We start from the raw sequence: 1,085 nt of genomic DNA, 5'->3' as shown, positions 1-1,085 counted from the left end.
TGACTATTGCTTCGCGTCTCGACGTGATGAACCGCCTGGGTCGTGCACTGGCCGACCCCACTCGATCCCGGATCATCTTGACCCTGCTCGACCATCCCGCTTACCCGGCGGAACTGGCCCGAGATCTGGACCTGACACGCCCGAACGTGTCCAACCACCTGGCATGCCTGCGCGATTGCGGGATCGTCGTCTCCGAGCCCGAGGGTCGTCGGACACGATATGAGATCGCCGATTCGCGCCTGGCGCAGGCGCTGACGGCACTGGTCGATGCCACCCTGGCAGTGGACGAAGACGCCCCGTGCATCGATCCCGCCTGCTCGCTTCCCGGATGCGACGCAGCTGGGGAGGGCGCATGATCCTCACCTCGGTCTTGCAGGCGATGGGCCTGTTCGCAGCGACCAACATCGACGACATCATCGTGCTCTCCCTCTTCTTCGCGCGAGGGGCAGGCCAGCGCGGCACTACCGCCCGCATTCTGGCCGGCCAGTACCTCGGATTCGCCGGCATCCTCGGTGCCGCGGTCCTGGTGACCATCGGCGCCGGAGCATTCCTGCCCTCGGCAGCCATCCCGTACTTCGGTCTCATCCCTCTGGGCCTCGGCCTCTGGGCCGCATGGCAGGCCTGGCGCGGAGACGATGACGACGATGACGACGAGGCCAAGGTTGCCGGCAAGAAGGTCGGCGTGTGGACAGTCGCAGGCGTCACCCTTGCCAACGGCGGCGACAACATCGGCGTCTACACCCCTGTCTTCCTCAGCGTGGAACCTCTCGCAGTAGTCGCCTACTGCATCGTCTTCCTCGCGCTCGTCGCGGTCCTGGTGGCCCTGGCAAAGTTCGTCGCCACCCGCCCCCCGATCGCCGAAGTGCTCGAACGCTGGGAGCACGTCCTCTTCCCCATCGTTCTCATCGGCCTCGGCATCGTGATCCTCGTCAGCGGCGGAGCCTTCGGACTCTGACGTAGCGGCAGCGATCCAAACGGCCCCGACCGGGCGCACCCCTCTCGGTTCAGACCGCGACACCTACCTGCAGCCAGTCCTGCGTGATCGCGGCAACAAGACCGCCACGGAGCGCTGCATAAACCCCGCC

The 1,085-nt window shown here is 66.4% G+C and carries 2 protein-coding genes; both read left to right on the top strand.

Going from position 1 to position 1,085, the window contains the following annotated elements:
- A partial coding sequence (gene cmtR, locus MA879_RS12270) for a Cd(II)/Pb(II)-sensing metalloregulatory transcriptional regulator CmtR (protein WP_248126888.1) occupies positions 1-356 on the top strand: 356 nt, incomplete at its 5' end.
- On the top strand, positions 353-955 hold the full coding sequence (locus tag MA879_RS12265; protein WP_036381382.1) for a cadmium resistance transporter: 603 nt from the start codon (positions 353-355) through the stop codon (positions 953-955). The genes cmtR and MA879_RS12265, both read left to right, overlap by 4 nt.
- The last annotated feature ends 130 nt before the right edge of the window (positions 956-1,085 follow it).

This window comes from Micrococcus lacusdianchii (genome assembly GCF_023155805.1).
GTDB classification, from domain to species: domain Bacteria; phylum Actinomycetota; class Actinomycetes; order Actinomycetales; family Micrococcaceae; genus Micrococcus; species Micrococcus lacusdianchii.
This window is presented reverse-complemented; position numbering and strand designations above follow the sequence as displayed.

Coding starts and splice junctions, on each gene's coding strand:
- MA879_RS12265 (WP_036381382.1), top strand. CDS start 353: ATGATCCTCACCTCGGTCTTGCAGGCGATGGGCCTGTTCGCAGCGACC.